The organism is Tardiphaga sp. OK245 (assembly GCF_900108575.1).
In the GTDB taxonomy this organism is placed as follows: domain Bacteria; phylum Pseudomonadota; class Alphaproteobacteria; order Rhizobiales; family Xanthobacteraceae; genus Tardiphaga; species Tardiphaga robiniae.
Window position 1 is genome coordinate 154,026 of record NZ_FNWZ01000006.1, and the last position, 22,679, is coordinate 176,704.

Consider the following 22,679-nt stretch of genomic DNA (forward strand, 5'->3'; position numbering starts at 1 on the left):
ACAACAAGCAACATGGAAAAACTGAAATGAACAAGACTCAAAAATACATCGGTTGCGGCGTCATGCTGGCCGCGATGGCTTACTCGGCTGCTGCGGCAGCCCATGACAAGCATGGAGGATATTCGGCCGGCGAACCCGGCGATCCCAAGAAGCCGGCGCGAGAGATCGTCGTCAGTATGAACGAGATGGACTATTCGCCTGCGGTCATTGAGGTCAAGCGCGGCGAGCAGATTCGCTTCGTCATCCGTAACGCGGGGACAGAAGCACATGAATTCCTGCTGGCGACCACGGCAGAGAATCTGAAGCACGGCGAAGCGATGAAGAAAAATCCCGATATGGAGCATGACGAGCCCAACGGCTTGCGTCTCGCCGCCAAGAAGTCCGGAGAAATCCTGTGGAAGTTCTCGAAGGCAGGGACGTTCGAATATTCATGCCTGATCCCGACGCATCGTGAATTGGGGATGACCGGCAAGGTTATCGTGAAATAGGCCGATGCAAATAGTTCAATCTCAAGCAAGGACCGCACTATGAAGACCAATGGATTTGTCGCGCTTGTCGCGTTTGTTGCGCTCTCAATGTTCTGCGTCGCGGGTTACGCGCAGGACGCTGCGGTGCGCGGAGAAGTGAAGAAGATCGATGAAGCGGCAGGTAAGATCACGCTGAAGCACGGTCCGATCAAGAGCCTCGATATGGACGAGGGCATGACCATGGTCTTTCGCGTGAAAGACCCGGCGATGCTGAAATCGGTCAAGGTGGGCGACAAGGTGAAGTTCGACGCCGGTCGCGTCGATGGTCAGATCGTCGTGACCTCCATCCAGAAATCCAAATAGCCGCGGGAAGATGGCGTCTAGGCTGAGCCTGGAACCGCCATCTATCCCACCGCCTAATGGCTGACGAAATGACGTGGGCGGCCTCTACCCGGGGGCGAGGGCGCCCCGATATCGATGGAACTTGATCGGTGGCGTATGATTCATTTCTTGCCCGATTCGCCGGGAGGCGCTAACCCCTCGCCATGGGAAAAAGACTGATTCCGCCGGAGCCGGCTGAAATTCACGAAGTGCAGCTGCGGGACGCGCTCGAGGAGCGCTATCTCGCTTATGCGCTGTCAACGATTATGCATCGGGCGCTGCCGGATGCGCGGGACGGCTTGAAGCCGGTTCACCGCCGCATCCTCTATGGCATGCGCCTGCTGCGGCTCGATCCGGGCACGCCGTTCAAGAAATCCGCCAAGATCGTCGGCGACGTGATGGGCTCGTTCCATCCGCATGGCGACCAGTCGATCTATGACGCGTTGGTGCGCCTCGCGCAGGACTTCTCGTCACGCTATCCGCTGGTCGACGGCCAGGGCAATTTCGGCAATATCGACGGCGATAGCGCGGCAGCCTATCGTTATACCGAAGCCCGCATGACCGATGTTGCGCGGCTGCTGCTCGAAGGCATCGACGAAGACGCGGTCGAGCTGCGCCCGAATTACGACGGCCAGACCAAAGAGCCGGCCGTGCTGCCGGGTGGTTTTCCGAACCTGTTGGCCAATGGCGCGCAGGGCATCGCGGTCGGCATGGCCACCTCGATCCCGCCGCACAACGTCGCCGAGCTCTGCGACGCCGCGCTGCATCTGATCGACAAGCCCGACGCCAAATCGAAATCGCTGATGCGCTGGGTGAAGGGACCGGATTTCCCGACCGGCGGCATCATCGTCGATTCCAAGGAAAGCATTGCCGAGGCCTATATGACCGGGCGCGGCTCGTTCCGCACCCGCGCCAAGTGGCATGTAGAAGAGGGCGTCCGGGGTGCCTGGAATGTCGTGGTCACCGAGATTCCGTGGTTGGTGCAGAAGTCGCGGCTGATCGAGAAGATCGCCGAGCTCCTGAACGACAAGAAGCTGCCGCTGATCGGCGATATCCGCGACGAGTCCGCCGAAGACATTCGCGTCGTCATCGAGCCGAAGACGCGCAATGTCGATGCCGGCCTGGTAATGGAGTCGCTGTTCAAGCTTACCGAGCTCGAGAGCAAGATTCCGCTGAACCTCAACGTGCTGGTCAAGGGCCGCATCCCCAAGGTGCTCGGCCTCGCCGAGTGTCTGCGCGAATGGCTCGACCATCTGCGCGACGTACTGCTGCGCCGCTCCAACTTCCGCAAGAACCAGATCGAACATCGGCTGGAAGTGCTCGGCGGTTACCTGATCGCCTATCTCAATATCGATGAAGTCATTCGGATCATCCGCACCGAGGATGAGCCCAAGCCGGCTTTGATGAAGGCATTCAGCCTCACCGAATTGCAGGCCGAGTCGATCCTGAACATGCGGCTGCGCTCTTTGCGCAAGCTCGAAGAGTTCGAGATCAGGAAAGAAGACAAGGAGCTCCGCGCGGAGCTCAAGGGCATCAACGCGATCCTGAAGTCCGAGACCGAACAGTGGGCCAAGGTCGGCGAGCAAGTCCGCAAGGTGCGCGACATCTTCGGGCCGAAGACGCCGCTCGGCAAACGCCGCACCGTGTTCGCGGATGCGCCGGAGCACGATCTCGCAGCGCTCGAAGAGTCGCTGGTCGAGCGCGAGCCCGTTACGGTGGTGATTTCGGAGAAGGGCTGGGTCCGCACGCTGAAGGGCCAGGTCGCAGATCTCTCCAATCTGACCTTCAAGACCGACGACAAGCTCGACAAGGCGTTCTTCGCCGAGACCACGTCGAAGCTGATGCTGCTGGCCACCAATGGACGGTTCTATTCGCTCGACGTGTCGAAGCTGCCGGGCGGTCGCGGCCATGGCGAGCCGATCCGCCTGTTCATCGACATGGAAGGCGATGCCGCCATCGTTTCGATGTTCGTGCATAAGGGCGGCCGCAAGTTCCTGATTGCCAGCCATGACGGTCAGGGCTTCCTCGTCAATGAGGACGACTGCGTCGGCACCACCCGCAAGGGCAAGCAGGTGCTGAATGTCGAGATGCCGAACGAGGCGCGGGCGCTGACGGTGGTCGGCGAAGGCAGCGATCAGGTCGCTGTCATCGGCACCAACCACAAGATGGTGATCTTCCCGCTCGACCAGGTGCCGGAAATGGCGCGTGGCCGCGGCGTGCGGCTGCAAAAATACACCAGCGCAGGCCTGTCGGATGTCACCACTTTCGTAGCCAAGGAAGGCCTGACCTGGAAGGATTCCTCCGACCGCGAGCATAGCCTGACTTGGAAGGAATTGGCCGACTGGCGCGGCAACCGTGCGGACGCCGGCCGTCTCGCGACCGGGCTGCCGAAGTCGAACAAGTTCGGCCGCGTCATCGAGTAGGCATCGAGGCCCTCACTCTCTGCTTGTCGTCCTCGCGGATGCTGGGCCGACATGCAGGCATGCGGCGAATACAAGTCTAACCCAGCGCTTCTTCCTTGACGCGGCTCGCCAGCACCTTGTCGATGCGGCGGCCGTCGAGGTCCATGACCTCGAACCGCCAGGCATGCGAGACGATCTCGTCGCCGACCTCGGGAATCTTGCCGAACTCCTGCAACAGAAATCCTGCAAAGGTCTGATAGGGGCGCGACTGCGCGGGCAATTCGATGCCGAGCAGCGCGGCGAATTCCACCGCGGGCATCCAGCCGGAGATGAGGTAGGAGCCGTCCTCGCGTTTGTGGAAGGCGACCTCGGCCGGGCCTTCCTCGGTGTGAAAGGCGCCGACGATCGACTCCAGAATATCCGCTGATGTCACCACGCCCTGGAACACGCCGTATTCGTCATGCACGAGGCCGATATGGAATGGCGAGTCACGCAGGATCGCCACCACGTCGCGCGCGTCCACCGTGTCGGGAATGACCGGAGCCTCGCGCACCAGCGCACGGATGTCCGGCGTCTTGCCGCTCAAATACACATCGAGCAGATCCTTGGCCTGCACGATGCCGATGGCGGAATCGCCGTCGCCATCGAACACCGCAAAGCGCGAATGCGAGCTGCCGGCGAGTTCGGCCTGGATGGTCTCGATGGGGTCGGCAAGATCGATCATCGCCACTTCATGGCGCGGCGTCATGACGGCACCGACGGGTAGGTCGCCGAGGCGCATCACGCCTGCGATCATTTCCTTTTCGCCGGGCTCCAATACGCCGGCGGTTTCCGCTTCGGTCACGAGCGTGCGGATTTCGTCTTCGCTGACCTTCTCCTCGGCTTCACCGCGCTGGCCCAGCAGAAAAAGGATCGCCTTGCCGGAACGATCGAGCAGCCACACCAGCGGCAGTGAGATTTTTGCGAGCAGCACCATGGCCGGCGCAACGCGCACGGCCACGGCTTCGGGATCGCGCAGCGCAATCTGCTTCGGCACGAGTTCGCCGATGATGAGCGAGGCGTAAGTAATGACCGATACGACGATGCCGACGCCGAGCGTATCGGCGAGGCCTTTCGATAGGCCAAGGTCAAGCAACAGTATCGTGAGACGCTGGCCCAGCGTCGCACCGGAGAAGGCGCCTGACAATACGCCGATCAGCGTGATGCCGATCTGCACGGTGGAGAGGAACTTGCCGGGATCGGAGGCCAGCGCCAGAGCGCGGCGAGAGCCTGTCACACCTTTTTCAACCAGAGCGGCGAGGCGGGCAGGACGGGAGGATACGATCGCCAGCTCCGACATTGCGAGCAGGCCGTTGACGACGATCAGGATCGCAACGATCCCGAGTTCGAGAGATAACACGCTTTATCCTTTTGGGTGATGTGCCCTTATTGTAGTCGATCCGCTGCTCCTGCGCCATGGTCGAGCGTGCGGCGCGACACATGGGCTCACACCCCTTGAAACGGAGATAGTTCGGCTGCGCGACAGCACCATCGCATTGATGTACTTGCTGTGACAATCAGAGATGGTATTCTGAAGCCGTCGCGGATTTGTACGCATAGACAATCGATGCGGGGCGGGTGTGCCGATGATGTCCTTTAATGGTCCGCTCCGACAATTTGATCGTAATCACGCTTGTATTTCGCACATATGCTTGAGCGTAATAAGCGGCATCGTTCTGGCTGGACTAATGTCACTGTCTGCCTTGGCTGCCGACAAGCCGCCGCTTAGCCCCGATATCCTAGCTCCGACATCGACGTCCTCCAAGATCTCGGCGATCATTGAGTTCGGTCTCGCGGCTATCGATAGTGCACTGGAACGCAAGATCCCGCGCCGGCTGGCGACGTTCGAAGATGATGGGCGCAGTTGTTGGAACAGGAGAATCCTTGGCCGCGATGTGAACATCGATTGCAGCTATGAGGGAACGATCGATCGCACCGGTCCGATCTCGCTCCGTACGGAGGCTGGCAAGCTGAATGCATCGATGCCGCTGTTCGGAAGTGTCGAAGGGCAGGGCATTGGTCGCTTCGCGCGGCTGCTGCATGGTGAGGGCGAGGGCGCGATGATGGTCTATGCCAGTGCGCGGCCGCGGCTTCGACCGGACTGGTCGGTGTTGCTGGACATGAGCGAAGGCTTCCGCTGGCAGGAGCCGCCGACGTTGCAAATCCTCGGTTTCCGGATCAACTTGTCGAGGTATGTCGAGCCCAAGATCCGCGCGCAGCTGTCGCGCGTGCAGGGCGATGTAGCGAAAAACATTGCTGCGCTGAATATTAAAGCCAAGGCGACATCCGCGTGGCAGCACGCGTTTGCGACGGTGCCGATTGTCGATCAGCCAGCGATCTGGCTGCAGACGACGCCACAGAGTGTCGCTTTCTCGGGCGTGCGCGCCGAAGGCAAGGTGCTGGAAGGCTCGCTCGAGATCGCAGGCAGGACCGTTACGGGGATCGGAACGCCGCCACCGGACAATGCGCCGACACCGTTGCCGGCTCTGGGCAGCGAGGTCAGCGATCCCGGCCGTTTCGAGATCATCGTGCCAGTCACCATCGACTACGCAGCGATCAAGCAGAAAGTGCAGGACGCTATCGCCGCCAACGCGGGCGGTGGGCCGAACATCAATGGCTTCGACATTTATCCGTCGGCGGGCAAACTCGTGGTCGGCCTGCGCGTCGGTGCGTCGTCCACAGACGCTGCTGGCGAATGGATCTATCTCACCGCGACGCCAAAGGTCGACGATGCGACGCAGATGGTCGCTTTTCCGGATTTGGCATTTCAGGCGGATGCGGCGGCAGCATCATCGGACATCGCAGCGATACTCGGCAATTCGGCCTTTCTGCAACAGCTGCGACAACGCCTCAGCGTCGGCTATCAGGCCGAGCGCGATCGTTTCATCGCATCGGCGAATGCGAAGCTGACGCGGCCGCTCGCCGACGGCTTTCGGAGCGAAGGACAATTGCAGTCGGCAGGTCTCGCGAACTTGCAGCTGCTATCTGACGGACTGCGGATTAACCTGCGCGCCAACGGCCGGCTGAAGTTGCTTTACGGGCTTTGATGCCGCGAAAGCGCGTTCGTTTACAACGAGAATGCTATAAATTTGACGAGGCGCCGATGACAATCCAGCTTCAACCCGCACTTCGAATAATCGCTGCATTGGCGACTGTAGGGTTCTCATTCCTCGCACAAAGCGCCTCGGCGCAAACGCCATTCTATCAGGCCTCCGCGCAGGAACTCACCGGTTCCCCCGGCACGTTGATCCGCTCCGAGCCGATGGCTTTCGCGCCGGTGGGCGCGCAAGCCTGGCGCATCCTGTATCGATCGACCGGTCTCGAAGGCCAGCCGACTGCGGTCTCTGGTGTCGCCGTCATTCCCGCAGGCGAGCCGCCGGCCGATGGACGGCCGATCGTGGCATGGGCTCATCCGACCACAGGCGTCGTCCCGCATTGTGCACCGTCGCTGGCGCTGTTCGTGTTTCAGCAAATGATGGGCCTGCGACCACTGATCGAGCGTGGCGCGGTCGTCGTCGCGACCGATTATCCGGGACTCGGCACTGCCGGACCACACCCTTACCTTGTCGGGACCAGCGAGGGCCGCGCGGTGCTCGATTCCGTGCGCGCGGCGCGGATGTTGCCGGGCTCCGGCGGCGCCCGCAGTTTTGCAGTGTGGGGCCATTCGCAGGGGGGCCACGCCGCGCTCTACACGGGCCTGCTGGCAAAGACCTATGCGCCGGAACTCAACCTGGTCGGCGTTGCGGCGGCGGCGCCCGCCACCGACCTGATCACGTTGATGGGCGACGACTTCAAGACATCCGGTGGCAAGAATCTCACCGCGATGACCCTGTGGTCCTGGACGCGTGTCTTCGGGGCGCCGATCGACAAGGTCGTACTTGCGGCCGCTATTCCCACCGTCGACCGGCTAGCGAACGATTGCATCGAGTCGATCTTCGATATCATCGAACGCGGCGCTGCCGAGAAGACCCTCGAGCAGACGTTCCTCTCCGTGTCCAACATCGCCACGATCGACCCGTGGAAGACGTTGGCCGCGCGCAATACGCCGGGTGTTCTGCCGAAGACCATTCCGCTGTTTCTGGCGCAGGGTGCTAATGACGATCTCGTGCAGCCCGCGGTGACAAAAGCTTACTTCCAGCGCCAGTGCAAGGCCGGCAGCCGCGTCACCATGTTGCTGATGCCGAACGTCGGTCATGGCTTTGCCGGCCGCGATGCCGCCAATGACGCCGTTAACTGGATGAGCGAACGCTTTGCTGGCAATGCAGCGCCAAGCGACTGCTGAACGCCAACTCTGCGCAATATGTGATGTCGCTACGCGATGTCACCGTACACGCGTCATCATCGCGACGATGTGACCGCCGCGTGACGTTTGATAAGTCAACTATCCCGTCGGATAGGGCAGATACCTCCGCATCGCACTTGCGGCGGCGCGCCTTGATATTATTTCGCTTGATGTCGAATTGATATAGCGCATGATGCGGCGATATCGGATGTCGCCGCGGGGGTCTGGTTTTGAAGAATTCAATCGGTTTTTCTCGCGTTCTTTCTCGATTATATGACACTGGCAATGCCTTTGCGTCGTGTTTGTCGGTCGTAACGCCTGTTGTGGCTCTTCTCCTGCTCGCCGGCTGCGGCAAGAAGGAAGAGGCCGCTGCACCTCCGCCGCCACCGGTCACGGTGGCCAATCCCACCAAGAAGGTCACGACCGATTGGGATGAATTCACCGGCCGCTTCGATGCGATCGAACAGGTGCAGATCCGCGCCCGCGTAACCGGCTTCGTTACCAAGGTTGCCTTCACGGACGGCGCCGTCGTCAAGGCCGGCGATCTGCTGTACGAAATCGATCCGCGCCAGTATCAGGCTGCAGCGGAGCAGGCGCAGGGCCAGCTCGACGATGCCAAGGCCAAGGTCGTGCTGGCGGAGAAGGAGCTGGAGCGCGCCACCACGCTGATCAAGACCCAGGCGATCTCCGAGAATATCGTCGATCAACGCAGCCAGGCAATAGCTGCCGCGCAGGCAGCGACGCTGCAGGCCGAAGGTGCGCTGAAGCAAGCGCAACTCAATGTCGAATATACCAAGGTAGTCGCGCCGATCGCCGGCCGCGTCAGCCGTCATCTCGTGACAGTCGGCAACCTGGTGCAAGGCAGCGAGAGTGGCGCGACGCTGCTGACCTCGATCGTGTCGCTGAGCCCCATCTACGTCTATTTCGACACCGACGAAGCCACTTACGTCCGCAACAGCAAGCTGTGGTTTGAGGGCAAGCGGCCGAGTTCGCGCGATACGCCCAATCCCGTGCAGATCACGCTGGTCGGCGAAACCAAGCCGTCGCACGAGGGCAAGATGGACTTCCTCGATAACCGGCTCGACGTCGGCACCGGCACACTGCGCGGCCGCGCCATTGTCGATAACAAGGACCTCTCCATCCTGCCTGGCCAGTTCGCCCGGGTCCGGGTCATTGCCAGCGGCGAATATGAAGCGCTGTTGATTCCTGATGCTGCGGTCGCCAACGACCAATCACGCAAGATCGTGATGGTGGTGAAAGCCGATGACACGGTGGAGGCGCGGCCTGTGACACTTGGTCCGTTGGATGGCGGATTGCGGGTGATCAGGGAAGGGCTCAAACCCGACGATCGGGTAATCGTCGACGGGATTCAGCGCGCCCGTGTGGGCGCCAAGGTGGCGCCGAAGATGGCGGCCGCGACGCCCGCACCAGCAGCTGGCACAAAGCCATGAATCTGGGCAGCCTCTCCGTCAACCGGCCCATCCTGGCGATGGTGCTCTCCATCGTGCTCCTGATCGTCGGCGCGCTTGCTTACACGACCTTGCCGGTTGCGGAATATCCGCAGGTGGCGCCGCCGACCGTGGTCGTGACCACGCAATATCCCGGCGCATCGGCACAGACTGTGTCGGATACCGTCGCGACGCCGATCGAGCAGGAAATCAATGGCGTCGAGGACATGCTGTATATCTACAGCCAGGCCACCTCGAACGGCCAGCTCAACATCACCGTGACTTTCAAGCTCGGCACCGATCTGGATAAAGCCCAGGTGCTGGTGCAGAACCGCGTGGCCATCGCGCAGCCGCGGCTGCCGGAGGAGGTCCAGCGCAACGGCGTCGTCACCCGCAAGAACAGTCCCGACCTGATGATGGTCGTGTTCATGCTGTCGCCTAACGACACTTACGACCAGCTCTACATTTCGAATTACGCGCTGCGTCAGGTCCGCGATCCGCTCCTGCGCCTCGATGGCATCGGCGACATTACCATCTTCGGCGCGCGCGATTATTCGATGCGGCTGTGGCTGGATCCTGACAAGATTGCCACGCTGGGCATGACCGCAGGCGACGTGCTGACTGCCATCCGCGCGCAGAATTTGCAGATTGCGGGCGGCCAGGTCGCCGAGCCGCCGATTGCAGATCGCGCGTTTCAGCCTAACCTGACCTTCACCGGTCGTCTGAAGGAGCCGCGGCAGTTCGAGGACATCGTATTGAAAGCCGGCGACGATGGCCGTCTGGTGCGTCTCCGCGATGTCGCGCGCGTCGAGATAGGTGCGCTGTCGTCGACCACCAACGGCTTCCTGTTGCGCAAGGAAGCGGTGGCCATGCTGGTCTATCAGCGTCCGGGTTCCAACGCGTTGGCGACCGCGAAGAACATCGAAGAGGAGATGAAGAAGCTCAAGGCCGATTTCCCGAAGGGGCTGGACTACAATATCGGCTACAACCCGACCGAATTCATCGCCCAGTCGGTTTCGGAGCTGATCAAGACTATCTATGAAGCCATGGTGCTGGTGGTCATCGTCGTGCTGGTGTTCCTGCAGGGCTGGCGACCGGCGATCATTCCCATCATCGCGATTCCGGTGTCGCTGGTCGGCACATTCGCCGTGATGGCCGCGCTGGGCTTCTCGATCAACAACCTTACTCTGTTCGGACTTGTGCTCGCGGTGGGCATTGTCGTCGACGACGCCATCGTGGTGGTCGAGAATGTCGAGCGCCATCTCGGCGACGGCATGAGCCGGCGCGACGCCGCACTGCTGACCATGGACGAGGTCGGCGGCGCGCTGATCTCGATCGCGCTGGTGCTGTGTGCGGTCTTCGTGCCCACGGCATTTCTCGGCGGCATCTCCGGGCAGTTCTTCCAACAATTCGCCATCACGATCGCGGTCGCAACGGCGATCTCATGCTTCTGTTCGCTGACGTTGTCGCCGGCACTGGCGTCGCTGATCCTGCAGCCGCATCACGAGAAGAAACCGCCGGCGAGCTGGAATTTTCTGGCACGAGGATGGGCGGCGTTCACCGGCGTGTTCAATCGCGGTTTCGACCGCCTGTCGCATGCCTATGGCGGCCTCGCAGGCTTCGTTATCAAGCATTCAGCGCTGATGCTGATCCTGTATGTCGCCCTGATCGGCTCCGCTGGCTGGCTGCTCTACGCCACACCGCAAGGCTTCATTCCGGCGCAGGACCGTGGCTATGTCATCGTCGTTGCGCAATTGCCCGGTGCCTCATCACTGGCGCGCACGACGGCGATCGTCAAACAGATCGAAGGGATCGTGCTGGATACGCCCGGTGTCGCGCGGATGCCGGCGCTGGCCGGCCTGTCCGGCGCGACCTTCACGCAGGCCGGCAATGCGGCCGCCATGTTCCCGGTGTTCGAGAATCCGGAGGAGCGCGCCAAGAAGGGGCTGAGCGCGGGAGCCATCACGGCTGAATTGCGCAAGCGCCTCTCGGTGATCGAAGGCGCTTTCATCATCGTGCTGCCGCCACCCGCGGTGCCGGGTATCGGCACCGGCGGTGGTTTCGCCATGCGGATCGAGGATCGTCAGGGCAGGGGGCCGCAACTGCTGGCCGCGGCGACCGATGAGCTCGTGAATGCCGCGCGCCGGGCGCCGGGCCTGACGTCGGTGTTCTCGCCGTTCTCCGCCAACACGCCGCAGGTGTTCGTCGATATCGACCGCCAGAAGGCGCAGATGCTCGGCGTGCCCATGCAGAACGTGACCGAGGCGATCGAGACCTATTTCGGTTCGACCTATGTCAACGACTTCAACATTCTCGGCCGCACCTATCACGTCACCGCGCAGGCGGATTATCCGTTCCGCAAGGAAACGGCGGATTTGGCGCGGCTGCAGACCCGCAACAGCGCGGGCAACATGGTGATGCTGGGCAGTGTCGTGAATTTCAGCGACACGGCAGGTCCGGACCGCGTCGCGCGCTATAATCTCTATCCGTCGTCCGAGTTGCAAGGTGACACGCTGCCGGGCACCAGCTCGGCCACGGCGCTCACGACCATGAAGAAGCTCGCGGACGACACGCTGCCGAGCGGTTTCGCGTTTGAATGGACCGATCTGTCCTATCAGCAGTCCACCGGCGCCAATGCGGGTCTCTATATTTTCCCGATCTGCGTGCTGTTCGTGTTCCTGGTGCTGGCCGCGCAATATGGCAGCTGGACATTGCCGTTCACGATCATCCTGATCGTGCCGATGTGCCTGCTCGCGGCCACCATCGGCGTACGCATCATGGGGCAGGACATCAACATCCTCACCCAGATCGGTTTCGTCGTGCTGGTCGGCTTGGCGGCAAAGAATGCGATCCTGATCGTCGAGTTTGCCCGCGACATCGAGCAGGAAGGCCGCGACCAGCTCGAAGCCGTGATCGAGGCCTGCCGTTTGCGTATCCGCCCGATCCTGATGACGTCTTTCGCCTTCATTCTCGGCGTGCTGCCGCTGGTGATCTCGTCGGGCTCCGGCTCGGAGATGCGTCAGGCCGTCGGTGTTGCGGTGTTCTTCGGCATGATCGGCGTCACGATCTTCGGCCTCGTTTTCACGCCGGTCTTCTACATCCTGATCCGGCGCCTGTTCCCCGGCTCCGTCGAGGTTCACGCCAAGAAGCAAGGCGCGCATGGTTAAAGCGCCGCAGGATGGGTTTCGCAAAGGCTCAACCCATCCTACAAGTGTCTCATGGAAACTGCCGCACGCATTGAACTGATGAGCTGGCTGGTCGGCGAGGGTCTGACCGGCCTTCCCGAAAACGACCTGATCCGTGGCTTCTGCGAGCGCTGCCGTGCCGGCGGCATCGATGTATCCCGTGGCCTAGTCTTCATTGACACGCTACATCCGATCTTCGAGGGCCGTGGCTTCCGCTGGAACGACACGGCCAGCAACGAGAGTGACGTGTTCGAATACGGCTCGACCGAGATCGGCGAGGCTGCCGCGAACTGGCGACGATCGGTATTCTTCCACATGCTGGAAGAGGGGCACGACGAATTGCGGCTCGATCTGCACGCGCCCGGGATCGCTGACCGCTTCTCGATGGTCAGCAGCTTGCAGGAAGGCGGTCACCGCCATGGCGCCGTGTTCCTGCACAAATTCGGCGAGGCTGGCTCGATGGGGCAGATGGATTGCCTCTATTCGTATTGGGCCACGCGCCATGAAGACGGGTTCGACGAGCGCCAGATGTCGGCGCTGCGCGAACTGGTGCCGATGCTCGGTCTCGCCATCAAGTCGGGAGCCCAGATGGAGATCGCGCGCACGCTTGGCCGCGTCTATCTCGGCCGCGATGCCGCCGAACAGGTTCTGCGCGGCAAGATCGCGCGAGGCGTCACCGAGCGTATCAATGCGGTGTTGTGGTTTTCCGACCTGCGCAACTCCACGGGGATCAGCGAGGCGATCGGACCGGACGAGATCATCCCGTTCTTGAATGACTATGCCGAAGCCTCGATCGCTGCGATCCATGATGTCGGCGGCGACGTGCTCAAACTTATCGGCGACGGCATTCTGGCGATGTTCACCGGCGACGACATGGTGAAGGCGAAGCGCAACGCCTTGCGCGCCGAACATCAGTTCCGCAAGAATATCGCCAAGCTGAATGCGAAACGACTAGCGGCGAACCGGCCGGTCACGACTGCCTATGTCGGTCTGCATGAGGGCGAAGTATTCTACGGCAATATCGGCAGCGACGAGCGGCTCGATTTCACCGTGGTTGGTCCCTCGGTCAATGAGGTGAGCCGCATCGCTTCCATGTGCTCGTCGGTCGATCGGCCGCTGTTGACCTCGTCCGCGTTCCAGGCCGGGCTCGACGCGGCCGGCCGCAAATATCTGGTCTCCACGGGCCGCTACGCCTTGCGCGGTATCGGCCGTGCGCAGGATCTCTACACGCTGGATCCCGAGATCGACAGCGACGAGGTCGTGCGCGGCGGCTATGAGCGCTATCTGGCCCGTTAGCTGACCGCAGTGGCTGGCTGGCGCATCGTGTAGAGTACGATGGCGATCAGGCAGGCTGCACCGAGAACGATGCCGAGCGCCAATGCGGCCTGCGGCACGATCGTGGCTGACAGGGATACGCCGATCGCGGCCCCCATCATCTGCCAGAAGCCGAGCAGCGCCGAGGCGGCGCCGGCATGGGTGCCGAATGGCGACAGCGCCTGAGCCGTGCCGAGCGGATTGACCACGCCCATGCCCAGCAGGAACACGCAGGTCGCGGCGATGAAGGTGACGACGTTGCCGTGGAAATAGGCGGTCGCGAGCACCGCGATGCTGCCGATGAACGCGATCAGCAATCCATAGCGAATGGCCCGATCCAGCCCGAAGCGGGGAGCGAGGCGGGCGGCCAGCATGCCGGAGCCGAACACAACCAGCACGGTGCCCGCAAAGAACAGCCCGAGCGCAATCGGTGTGAAGCCGTAGCCCTCAATGAGAACGCGAGGTGCTGCGGAGAAGATCGAGAACAGTCCACCCATGATCAGGCCAACTGTGGCGGCCGGGATCAGGAAGTGGCGGTTCACCGAGAGCTTGAGATAGGTCGCGCTGACGGCGAGCGGATTGAGCGGGATACGCGTTGTGGTGTGGGTTTCGCCGAGCACCAGGATATAACTGAGAGCCGACAATACGGCGAAGGCGCCGACGAAAACAAATTCTGAACGCCATCCGAAAAAGTAATCGAGCCCGCCACCGAGCAGCGGGGAGAAGCCGGGAGCTGCGGCCTGCGCGATCATCACCAAGGTGAGTGCACGTGCCAGCGCTGCGCCGCTGAACAGGTCGCGGGCGATCGCGCGCGAGAGAACCGAGGTCGAACAGGCGCCTGCGGCCTGGATGGCGCGGCCGATCAGCAGCGAAGGAAGATCAGTCGAGACGCCACACCAGATACTGCCGATGATGAAGACAGCGAAACCGGCCAGCACCGGCATGCGACGCCCGTAACGGTCGGAGATTGGCCCGACCAGCAATTGCCCAAGCGCGAAGACCAGCAAAAACACAGTGATCGATGCCGTGACTGCGGGCGTCGTCACCTGCAACGATACCGCCATCTGTGGCAGCGATGGCAGCAGGATGTTGGTCGCCAGGGTGCCCATCGAGGCCAGCCCCGCGAGGACCGCGATCTGCGATGCGGTGGAGGATGCTTCCTGCGGCGGGGTGTCTGCCATGGCGTCTGCCGTGCGGTCGGTCATATGATCATCCTCATTTTATAAATGATGTACATCATATAATGCGGCCTGCAAAGAGCAGGGCAGTCATGCGGTATTCCGGGAGGACCACCGCTGCGTTCCCGGCGGTGGTCGAGGCTGATGGATCAGTTGCCGTACAGGTAATTCGGCAGCCACAGCGTCAGGCCGGGCCAGATATACATCAGCACCATGCAGATGATGACGATGAGCATGTAGGGCATCATGCCGGAGAAGATCTGGTTCAGCGTCACATGCGATGGCGCGACGCCTTTCAGATAGAAGGCGGACATCGCGACCGGCGGCGACAGGAAGGCGGCCTGCAGGTTGACGAAGACGAGCACGCCCCAGAGGATCGGGTCGATGCCGAAATGCTTCAGCATCGGCAGGAAGATCGGCACGAAGATCACGATGATCTCCGTCCATTCCAGCGGCCAGCCGAGGATGAAGATGATCGCCTGCGACAGGATCATGAACTGGACCGGCGTCAGGTTTAGCGACAGTACCCAGCTCTCCAGCAGCGCCTGTCCGCCGAGAATGGCGAACACCGCGGAAAAGAGCGCCGAGCCGACGAACAGCCAGCACACCATGGAGGTGGTCTTGGCGGTCAGGAATACGGCCTCCTTGGTGCGTTTCCAGTCCAGCGTGCGCGCCTGGAAGGCGAGCAGGAACGCGCCGGCGGCACCGACGGCGGCGGACTCTGTTGCCGTCGTGATGCCGAGCAGGATCACGGCCAGCACGATGGCAGTCAGGATGCCGAGCGGCATCACGGACGATGTCAGCAGCCGCAGCACCTCGAACTCCGCGGCGCCCATGGTCCAGTAGTAATAGAACAGCATCAGCGCGATGATGGCTGCCGTGAAGGCGAAGTAGGTGTAGAATTCCGGCGGCGGCCCGGCATCGACCGGCGCATTCGTCGGACTGTTTTGCAGATCGGCATTGCCCATCTGCTGGAGTACTTCCGGTTCACTCTCTTTTGCCGAGCCGGACTGGGCGGCGCCCAGCTCCTCCAGTTTTTCTTCTTCAGGTGCGACAGTGGCGCCGGACTGAACCCGCTCGGTGATCGCGGCCGGCGCGGGGGCGTCGGGCTGCGGATGGATGACGACATACCACCACGCGGCCCAGAGCGTGGTCAGCGCCAGGACCAGCGGCACCAAAGCAAAGCCGAGATTCTTCAGGATCGTCGCATAGGTGACCCGCGCGCCGTCCATGGTCAGCGCCATGGCGCGCGACGGTGCCACGGCAGCCGTCAGCAGGGCCGGCAGCATCTTGTGCGAATAGGCTTGCTGCAGATCGGCAATCCACGGCCGGACGGGCACGCGCGTTTCGCTCTCGGGCAGCTTCGGCGCGATCTTCGGGTTAATGAGCGCCCAGCCGATGATGTAGACGAGATAGAGGAAGGCCAGAAAGAAGCCCGGAAACATCGCAGCGGCATAGAGCTTCACGACAGACTGTCCGGCGACGGCGGCATAGACGATGATCATCACCGATGGCGGGATCAGGATGCCCAGCGTGCCGCCAGCCGTGATCACGCCGGACGCCAGCTTGACGTCATAGCCGGCCTTCAGCATCGGATTGAAAGCGATCACGCCCATCAGTACGACGACAGCGCCGACGAGGCCTGAGGCAATGCCCCAGAAAGTGCAGACGATCAGCGTCGCCACCGCCAGCGAGGCCGGGACGCGGCGGAAGGCCAACTGGATCGAATAGAACATCTTGTCGACCAGCGCGCCACGTTCCATCACATAGCCCATCAGCACGAAGAGCGGGATGGAGATCAGGACGTCGTTGGTCATGGCGCCATAGGTGCGCTGGACCATCAGATCGAAGATGTGGTTGTCGGCCCAGGACTCACCCGCGCGGTAATAGGCGAAGAAGCCGAAGAACATGCCGAGACCCATCAGCGTGAAGGCCGTGGGGAAGCCCAGCATGATCACGACAACGATGAGGCCGAGCATCAGGAGGCCGAGTGCAGGATCGCTCATTTTTGCGTCTCCCCGCCCATGCCGCGCTGGCGTGCGCTTTCCTCGATCTCCTGCGCCTGCGCGATGGCATTTCTGCGCACTTCATCATCGACGTATTCGCTATGGGCGAGTTGCTCCTCGACGACATCGATTTCGGACACGTCCTTGAGCCGGCTCGGCCACACGCCCGTCTTCAGGCAAATCGCGGCGCGGGCGATTTCGGCGAGGCCCTGCAGCAGCAGCAACGCGCCGGCCAGCGGGATCATCGCCTTGAAATGATAGACAGGCGGTCCGTCCGCCGTGACGTTGGAGTGCTCGCGGATACGCCAGCTGTCGCCCGCATAGTCCCAGCCCGCATAGACCAGCGCGGCAATGCCAGGCAGGAAGAACACGATGTAGAGCACGAGATCGAGCGAGGCCTGCGTGCGCGGCCGCATCGAGCTGTATAGAAAGTCGCCACGGACGTGGCCGTTCTGCGCCAGCGTATAGGCGCCGCACAGCATGAACAGGGTGCCATAGAGCATGTTCGACGCGTCGAAGATCCATGCGGTCGGCATGTTCAACATATAGCGCTTGAACACTTCGGCGCAGACGAGGCCCATCAATCCCAAGATGAGCCAGGCCGCGGCCTTGCCGGTGAATGTGCTGATACCGTCAATGGAATGCAGGAAGCGCTCGGAAGTCATGTCATTCAGGCCACTGATGCAGGAAACGTCGATGTAGATTTCGTCCGGCGCGGATGTACTGCAAGCGGCAACAGCAAGGCATCATCCGGGAGAGGGTCCCGGATGACGCGAGGCATGTGCGCCTGATGGCGTCAGGTCTTCTTCTTCGCGTTCGGGCCGAAGTAATGATTATAGGCCATGCGACGATTCACGACCGTATCCTGCTCCCACTGCGTGGCGCGCTTGGCGAAGGCCTGCTGGGATTCGGAGATTTCCTTGAAGAGAGGATTTTCGGCCGACTTCTTGGCGACGACCTCGTCATAGACTTCGAGCTGCTTCTGCAGGATCGAGTCCGGCGTCTTGTAGAACTTGACCTTGTCCTTGCTCTGCATCTCCGCATAGTCCTGCGAATAGCGGTCGATGGCCTTCCAGGACATTTCTTGACCGGCCGCATCGGCGGCGCCCGAGATGATCGCCCGCAGCTTCTCCGGCAGGGCGTCATATTTGGTCTTGTTGAACAGGATTTCGAACTGTTCGGCATTCTGGTGGTAGCTCTGCAGCATGCAGGTCTTGGAAACGTCGGGGAAACCGAGGATGCGATCCGACGAGGCGTTGTTGAATTCGGCCGCATCGAGCAGGCCGCGATCCATCGCCGAGACGATTTCGCCGCCGGGCAATGCGTTCACCGCGGCGCCCAGACCAGTGAACACGTCGATGGAGATGCCGACGGTGCGGAATTTCACACCCTTGAGATCATCGGCCTTGGTGACCGGCTTCTTGAACCAGCCGAGCGGCTGGGTCGGCATCGGCCCGTAAGGCAGCGACACCACATTCGCGCCGATCGACGCATAGAGCTTGGCCAACAGCTCCTTGCCGCCGCCGAATTTGTGCCAGGCCAGCAGCATGTTGGCATCCATCGCATAGGCCGGGCCGGAGCCCCACAGCGCCAGCGCGGTCTGCTTGCCGTAGTGATAGACCATCACGCCGTGGCCGCCGTCGAGCGTGCCTTTGGAGACCGCATCGAGCAGGCCGAAGGCCGGGACTACGGCGCCGGCCGGAAGCACCTCGATCTTGAGGTCGCCGCCGGTCATGTCGTTGACCTTCTTGGCGTAGTCGAGCGCGTATTCGTGGAAGATGTCCTTGGCCGGCCATGTGCTCTGCCAGCGCATATTGATCGGTCCCTGCGCCTGGGCGATCGCTGGTGCCATGACGCTTGCAGCCGCGCTGGCGGTGGCGACCTTCAGAAAGCGGCGCCGAGACGGAGTCCTGTCCTTGGATGAAGCCATTGTGTTCTCCCCGAATGGTCGTCCTTTTGCGGACTGACCTTGTTGATTAGTGGCAAGACAAAGGCTTGCTTGCAGCTTTGGCAAGAAGGTTCGCTTTGCTGCGACGCTTCGACGCGGCGCAACTACACTAACTATCCTTGCTGCAGCGCGGGGAGACTGTGAGCGGGTGCGAACTACAGATGAATTACGCCAAGCCTGCTAGACTTTCGTCGGAATGCGTCCGGTCCCATCGACGACCATGTCCGGCTGCCGGTCCATCGTCACTGCGGGCGAAGTCAGGATCACCACGGCCTGCCAGGCGAAGCCCGCGACGGCGAGGTAGAGGCACGCCTCCGCGTGATAGAGTCCGCCGACAACGGCAGCGATGCCGGTCCCGATCGGACGGGCGCCGTAGCTCAGGATATTGATCGCGGAGACGCGTCCGAGCAGGCTCGGCGGCGTTACGGACTGTCGCAACGTTGCCGTGGAGATCACCCACAGTATCGGGCCGACGCCGAGCAGGAAGAAGCTGAGGCCCGCCAAAGCCGGTGAAGGGATCCATGTGGTCAGTGCCATCACGACGGAGGCGACGAAGCCGGTAACGGGTCCGAGCGCGATCACGGTTCCGAACGGCAGCCGCTTCATCACGCGCGTCGCCAGCAGGGCGCCGATCACCATGCCGACGCCATACATCGCCAGTGTCACGCCGACGCCGGAGGCGGAGAGGCCGAGACGGCGAACCGCGTAAGGCACGAACACCGCCAGCACCATGAAGGACGCGGCGCTGAAGATGAACTGCGTGATGAAGACCGGCCGCAAATGCTGGTGATAACAGACGAAGGACAGGCCTTCGGCGATATCCTGCATCGGCTTGCGCTGTTGGACGGTTGCGCGCGGGGGCTCGTAGATGCCCGATAGCAAGGCGACCGCGATGATCGACAGCGCTGCGGCAAAGCCAAAGGCAGGCGCGGCACCGGTAAAACCAACGAGCGCGCCACCGATGGCTGGACCACTTGCAAAGGCCACGGTGCGGGCGAGTTCGATCCGCGCATTTGCCGCGCCCAGCAATTGCGGCACGACCAGCGATGGCACGAGCGACGGCGCGGCAACGCTGTAGACCACGGTGCCGCACACTGCGACGAAGCCGAGCAAAGCGAGCAGTGGCATCGTCAGCGCGCCAAACCAGATTAGCCACAGCGTCAGTAACAATGCGATCGCGCGCAGCGCCTCAGCTCCGGCCATCAGGGTGCGGCGCGACATGCGATCGGCGAGCAGGCCGGCGGGAATGGCAAACAGTACGAAGGGCAGGGTCAGCGCGGTCTGCAGCAATCCGGTCTGGCCTTCGCCGACACCCAGCAACAGCACGGCGACGATCGGCGCCGCCGCCAGCGCGATCTGCTCGGCCGACTGCGCCGCGAGGTTCGACCAGGCGAGGCGGTTGAAAGTGTCAGGCAGTCGATCAATGGAGGAGTGGGACATGGCGATTCCTGTCTGTGACAGCCACCATGGGGGCCGGACGAGCGCGCAGCCACCCGATTACTGAGCGCACGCCGTGACAGGGAGTGCCCACCAACCGGCTAGATGCAGTTGCAAATGAGTTGCAACAAGGGAGGGATTGCTCTATGCAGCTCTGATGGATGCACTTTCGCCGAAAACCTCGCCCGATTCGTCAACGTCTCCAATTCCCGGCAGCGTTCCAGACGCGGCCGGCTGGCGCTCCGGCCTTGGCGGGGATTTCCGGCGGAGCCTTTCGGAGGTCAATTCGTCGATCCCGGTTCCGATCGGTGGCCACTGGTTTCGCCGGCTGCTGGCATTCGCCGGACCGGGTTACATGGTCTCGGTCGGCTATATGGACCCCGGCAACTGGGCGACCGATCTCGCGGGTGGCTCGAAATTCGGCTACACGCTGCTCTCGGTGATCCTGCTGTCGAACGTGATGGCGATCCTGCTGCAGGCATTGGCCGCGCGTCTGGGAATCGTCACCGACCGCGACCTGGCGCAGGCCTGCCGCGACAGCTTTTCCCGGCCGGTCAACATCATGCTGTGGCTGGCCTGCGAGACCGCGATCATCGCCTGCGATCTGGCGGAAGTGATCGGTACCGCGATTGCGCTGCAGCTGCTGTTCGGCATTCCGCTGATCGGGGGCGCGCTCATCACTGCGCTGGATGCCTTTCTGCTGCTGTTGTTGATGAACAAGGGTTTCCGTTTTCTCGAAGCTTTCGTGATCGCGCTGCTCATCGTCATCGCGGTCTGTTTCACGGTTCAGATTGTCGCTGCGGCGCCGCCCGTGGCTGCAGTGCTGAGCGGCTTCCTGCCGTCCACCGCGATCGTGACCAATCCCGAAATGCTCTACATTGCGATCGGCATCATCGGCGCAACCGTGATGCCGCATAACCTCTATCTGCATTCGTCGATCGTGCAGACCCGTGCCTATCCGCGCACCGATGAGGGCCGCCGCGACGCGATCAAGTGGGCGACGACGGACAGCACCATCGCGCTGATGCTGGCGCTGTTCATCAACGCGGCGATCCTCATCGTCGCCGCCGCGACGTTCCATACGTCAGGTCATGCCGATGTGGCCGAGATCGGTCAGGCTTACGAGCTGTTGTCACCGTTGCTAGGCCTCGGTATCGCATCGACGCTTTTCGCGATCGCATTGCTGGCATCCGGTCTCAACTCGACGGTGACGGCGACGCTGGCCGGCCAGATCGTGATGGAAGGCTTTCTCCGGCTGCGCCTGCCGAACTGGGCGCGCCGGCTCGTGACTCGCGGCATCGCGATCATCCCGGTCGTGGTCGTCACCGCGCTCTATGGCGAACGCGGCACCGGACAACTCCTCGTCTTCAGTCAGGTCATCCTGTCGATGCAATTGCCATTTGCAGTCATCCCGCTGGTGCGGTTTGTCTCGGATCGGCGAAAGATGGGTGACTTCGTAATTTCGCGGTCGGTCGCCACGGTGGCATGGATCATCGCTGGCATCATCGTGATCCTGAACTGCAAGCTGCTTTACGACACCTTTTTCGGCTGAAGCCTTGAAATTTAAGGCAGCTGCAGATGATGCCACCAGACTTTGGTGAAGGGGACTGGCCTTCGTGGCCATGTGCGACGTAATCCTGCCGCGCTGGATTTCGCGATCTCCCGCGTGAGCTCCATGATAGTCCGGCATGCCAGCGTCAGGCTTCTGTGACGCGACATCGCCTGAGCAATGTGGCGCGTGACGACCGAATCGACCAGTTTCGACGATTGCAGACGGCACATCCTTCGATGCGGCGGCGACTGCATAGGGTCCCAGCAAAGCGTAGATGCTTCCTTCGGCGACAATATGCGTTTGCAGGCTGAGTGAATCGGCCTCCAAGGCGACGTTGAGCGAAATGCCTTAGCCTGCAACCTCGGAAGCCGCCGACATCAGCTCTCGCGGAGTGGGAGCCCCGAACATGCGATTGCCCCCCTCAGGAACTTCGGTAAAGCTCCAACGTACGATGCCCTCCCGGTCAAGCAGGAATTGGCCAAAGAGCTGACCCTGGCCGGTTGTCAGCATGTGCTCGTCGGCTTCGGTTATTTCGTAGCCGTCCTTCGTGTTGAGAAGATCGGCCGCCGCCATCGGGTTCATCGGCTCGGGCAGTTCGCCCGGCATGTCCATCCGCATGCTCATGACGGCGTTCATACCCAGCTTGCGCGGCCATTCGGTTTCGCTCTCCGTGAACTCGAGATTGGGCAAGCCAAACGCGCGGTGCGAGACGCGCTCGGGGTCGGACGCGGCGAGCAGATTGGGCAAGGGATGATACCGGAAATAGAGCCGCGCACGGTCGATAGGCGTGTTGACCACCACGAGACTCTCGACGCCTTTCTCGCGCAGGGCCGGGTCAAGTTGCGCCTGGGCCGCGAGATGGCGCCGGCAGAACGGGCAGTGCAGACCTCGAAACAAGCCGACCAGTACTGGGCTGTGGCCGCGAAAGTCATCAAGCGCGATCTTGCCGTCACGTGTGATCGCATCCAGCACAATGTTCGGTGCGCGGTCGCCCGGGTGGAGTAACCCATCGACATGATGCTCAGACATGGTCAACCTCC

At 62.0% G+C, this 22,679-nt stretch carries 16 protein-coding genes; 9 read left to right on the forward strand and 7 right to left on the reverse strand.

Features of this window, described 5'->3' with window-relative positions:
- Window positions 1-26: 26 nt before the first annotated feature.
- The 3 genes from BLW80_RS27215 to parC all read left to right on the forward strand — a co-directional run bounded on the left by BLW80_RS27215 (window position 27) and on the right by parC (window position 3,271).
- Entirely contained in the window at window positions 27-488 is a 462-nt protein-coding gene (locus BLW80_RS27215) for a cupredoxin domain-containing protein (RefSeq protein ID WP_093761410.1), read from the forward strand.
- A 39-nt stretch (window positions 489-527) separates the two neighbouring features.
- Complete coding sequence (locus BLW80_RS27220; RefSeq protein ID WP_093761412.1) at window positions 528-830, forward strand: copper-binding protein; 303 nt, start codon at window positions 528-530, stop codon at window positions 828-830.
- Between the two features lie 182 nt (window positions 831-1,012).
- Entirely contained in the window at window positions 1,013-3,271 is a 2,259-nt protein-coding gene (gene parC / locus BLW80_RS27225) for a DNA topoisomerase IV subunit A (protein WP_093761414.1), read from the forward strand.
- A gap of 76 nt (window positions 3,272-3,347) precedes the next feature.
- Here parC and BLW80_RS27230 read toward each other — a convergent pair whose 3' ends face one another.
- Window positions 3,348-4,649 carry a hemolysin family protein gene (locus tag BLW80_RS27230; RefSeq protein WP_093761416.1) on the reverse strand — a complete coding sequence of 434 codons (1,302 nt, stop codon included), beginning with the start codon at window positions 4,647-4,649 and terminating at the stop codon, window positions 3,348-3,350.
- A 328-nt stretch (window positions 4,650-4,977) separates the two neighbouring features.
- Here BLW80_RS27230 and BLW80_RS27235 point away from each other — a divergent pair, with 328 nt between their 5' ends.
- The 5 genes from BLW80_RS27235 to BLW80_RS27255 all read left to right on the forward strand — a co-directional run bounded on the left by BLW80_RS27235 (window position 4,978) and on the right by BLW80_RS27255 (window position 13,500).
- Window positions 4,978-6,336: a DUF4403 family protein gene (locus BLW80_RS27235; RefSeq protein ID WP_170849822.1), complete on the forward strand. Its 1,359-nt coding sequence runs from the start codon at window positions 4,978-4,980 to the stop codon at window positions 6,334-6,336.
- 56 nt (window positions 6,337-6,392) lie between these two features.
- The gene (locus BLW80_RS27240) at window positions 6,393-7,571 is read left to right on the forward strand and encodes an alpha/beta fold hydrolase (protein WP_093761420.1); all 1,179 of its coding nucleotides are present in this window, start codon (window positions 6,393-6,395) and stop codon (window positions 7,569-7,571) included.
- 302 nt (window positions 7,572-7,873) lie between these two features.
- On the forward strand, window positions 7,874-9,022 hold the full coding sequence (locus BLW80_RS27245) for an efflux RND transporter periplasmic adaptor subunit (RefSeq protein ID WP_502688639.1): 1,149 nt from the start codon (window positions 7,874-7,876) through the stop codon (window positions 9,020-9,022).
- The gene (locus BLW80_RS27250; RefSeq protein ID WP_093761422.1) at window positions 9,019-12,186 is read left to right on the forward strand and encodes an efflux RND transporter permease subunit; all 3,168 of its coding nucleotides are present in this window, start codon (window positions 9,019-9,021) and stop codon (window positions 12,184-12,186) included. The genes BLW80_RS27245 and BLW80_RS27250 overlap by 4 nt, the downstream gene beginning before the upstream one ends.
- A 51-nt stretch (window positions 12,187-12,237) precedes the next feature.
- Window positions 12,238-13,500: an adenylate/guanylate cyclase domain-containing protein gene (locus BLW80_RS27255; RefSeq protein ID WP_093761424.1), complete on the forward strand. Its 1,263-nt coding sequence runs from the start codon at window positions 12,238-12,240 to the stop codon at window positions 13,498-13,500.
- Here BLW80_RS27255 and BLW80_RS27260 read toward each other — a convergent pair.
- The 5 genes from BLW80_RS27260 to BLW80_RS27280 all read right to left on the reverse strand — a co-directional run bounded on the left by BLW80_RS27260 (window position 13,497) and on the right by BLW80_RS27280 (window position 20,090).
- Window positions 13,497-14,723 (reverse strand): multidrug effflux MFS transporter, encoded by a 1,227-nt coding sequence (locus BLW80_RS27260; protein WP_093761426.1) that lies wholly within the window; start codon window positions 14,721-14,723, stop codon window positions 13,497-13,499. The genes BLW80_RS27255 and BLW80_RS27260 overlap by 4 nt on opposite strands.
- 122 nt (window positions 14,724-14,845) lie before the next feature.
- On the reverse strand, window positions 14,846-16,702 hold the full coding sequence (locus BLW80_RS27265; RefSeq protein ID WP_093761428.1) for a TRAP transporter large permease: 1,857 nt from the start codon (window positions 16,700-16,702) through the stop codon (window positions 14,846-14,848).
- Window positions 16,699-17,367 (reverse strand): TRAP transporter small permease subunit, encoded by a 669-nt coding sequence (locus BLW80_RS27270; protein WP_093761430.1) that lies wholly within the window; start codon window positions 17,365-17,367, stop codon window positions 16,699-16,701. Before BLW80_RS27270 ends, BLW80_RS27265 begins: the two co-directional genes overlap by 4 nt.
- Window positions 17,368-17,498: 131 nt before the next feature.
- Window positions 17,499-18,632 carry a TRAP transporter substrate-binding protein gene (locus BLW80_RS27275; RefSeq protein ID WP_093761432.1) on the reverse strand — a complete coding sequence of 378 codons (1,134 nt, stop codon included), beginning with the start codon at window positions 18,630-18,632 and terminating at the stop codon, window positions 17,499-17,501.
- Window positions 18,633-18,830: 198 nt separating this feature from the next.
- Complete coding sequence (locus BLW80_RS27280; protein ID WP_093761434.1) at window positions 18,831-20,090, reverse strand: MFS transporter; 1,260 nt, start codon at window positions 20,088-20,090, stop codon at window positions 18,831-18,833.
- A gap of 154 nt (window positions 20,091-20,244) precedes the next feature.
- Between BLW80_RS27280 and BLW80_RS27285 the strand changes: the two genes are divergently transcribed.
- Window positions 20,245-21,639: an Nramp family divalent metal transporter gene (locus tag BLW80_RS27285; protein ID WP_093761436.1), complete on the forward strand. Its 1,395-nt coding sequence runs from the start codon at window positions 20,245-20,247 to the stop codon at window positions 21,637-21,639.
- A 348-nt stretch (window positions 21,640-21,987) separates the two neighbouring features.
- On the opposite strand, the gene BLW80_RS27295 is transcribed toward BLW80_RS27285, so the two are convergent.
- Window positions 21,988-22,668: a peroxiredoxin-like family protein gene (locus tag BLW80_RS27295; protein WP_089263840.1), complete on the reverse strand. Its 681-nt coding sequence runs from the start codon at window positions 22,666-22,668 to the stop codon at window positions 21,988-21,990.
- Between the last annotated feature and the right edge of the window lie 11 nt (window positions 22,669-22,679).

Excerpts from the sequence above, each read along its gene's own strand:
- BLW80_RS27215 (WP_093761410.1), top strand. The coding sequence starts at position 27 with ATGAACAAGACTCAAAAATACATCGGTTGCGGCGTCATGCTGGCCGCG.
- BLW80_RS27220 (WP_093761412.1), top strand. The coding sequence starts at position 528 with ATGAAGACCAATGGATTTGTCGCGCTTGTCGCGTTTGTTGCGCTCTCA.
- parC (WP_093761414.1), top strand. The coding sequence starts at position 1,013 with ATGGGAAAAAGACTGATTCCGCCGGAGCCGGCTGAAATTCACGAAGTG.
- BLW80_RS27235 (WP_170849822.1), top strand. The coding sequence starts at position 4,978 with ATGTCACTGTCTGCCTTGGCTGCCGACAAGCCGCCGCTTAGCCCCGAT.
- BLW80_RS27240 (WP_093761420.1), top strand. The coding sequence starts at position 6,393 with ATGACAATCCAGCTTCAACCCGCACTTCGAATAATCGCTGCATTGGCG.
- BLW80_RS27250 (WP_093761422.1), top strand. The coding sequence starts at position 9,019 with ATGAATCTGGGCAGCCTCTCCGTCAACCGGCCCATCCTGGCGATGGTG.
- BLW80_RS27255 (WP_093761424.1), top strand. The coding sequence starts at position 12,238 with ATGGAAACTGCCGCACGCATTGAACTGATGAGCTGGCTGGTCGGCGAG.
- BLW80_RS27260 (WP_093761426.1), bottom strand. The coding sequence starts at position 14,723 with ATGACCGACCGCACGGCAGACGCCATGGCAGACACCCCGCCGCAGGAA.
- BLW80_RS27265 (WP_093761428.1), bottom strand. The coding sequence starts at position 16,702 with ATGAGCGATCCTGCACTCGGCCTCCTGATGCTCGGCCTCATCGTTGTC.
- BLW80_RS27270 (WP_093761430.1), bottom strand. The coding sequence starts at position 17,367 with ATGACTTCCGAGCGCTTCCTGCATTCCATTGACGGTATCAGCACATTC.
- BLW80_RS27275 (WP_093761432.1), bottom strand. The coding sequence starts at position 18,632 with ATGGCTTCATCCAAGGACAGGACTCCGTCTCGGCGCCGCTTTCTGAAG.
- BLW80_RS27280 (WP_093761434.1), bottom strand. The coding sequence starts at position 20,090 with ATGTCCCACTCCTCCATTGATCGACTGCCTGACACTTTCAACCGCCTC.
- BLW80_RS27285 (WP_093761436.1), top strand. The coding sequence starts at position 20,245 with ATGGATGCACTTTCGCCGAAAACCTCGCCCGATTCGTCAACGTCTCCA.
- BLW80_RS27295 (WP_089263840.1), bottom strand. The coding sequence starts at position 22,668 with ATGTCTGAGCATCATGTCGATGGGTTACTCCACCCGGGCGACCGCGCA.